Annotated in this window: 1 pseudogene; it reads left to right on the top strand. The window is 70.5% G+C overall.

Going from position 1 to position 363, the window contains the following annotated elements:
- Positions 1–316, top strand: a pseudogene (locus P0D89_RS54280) (hypothetical protein); the annotation flags it as partial.
- Between the last annotated feature and the right edge of the window lie 47 nt (positions 317–363).

The raw sequence follows: 363 nt of genomic DNA, 5'->3' as shown, positions 1-363 counted from the left end.
TGCAGATGCCTCCGTGCCGGCAAGTGCGGCCAGCCATGCGTCCAGCCATGCGGCCAACCGCGCGCAGGCCCGCAACAACGCCGCAACCGGCAATGGGGTCAACGTCGCGGGTAAGTCCGCAGCGAAATCAGCAGACGCATCCGCGCTGACAGATACGGCCAGCCACACGGCTAGCCGTGCGCATGCCAGCAACGACGGCGCCACCGGTGACGCGGCAACCGTTACCAGCAGCGCAGCAACCACTGGCACGAACACGGGCGCCGCGGCAACGACGCCGCGCGCCAGCGCCGCTGCGAACGCGCCCGCGGCCGATTGAGGGCGCCTGCCATGTCCGCTTCGACTTCCTCCTCCGCGCGCCCCACT

This window comes from Paraburkholderia sp. RL18-085-BIA-A, from assembly GCF_046027075.1.
Lineage (GTDB): Bacteria > Pseudomonadota > Gammaproteobacteria > Burkholderiales > Burkholderiaceae > Paraburkholderia.
This window is presented reverse-complemented; position numbering and strand designations above follow the sequence as displayed.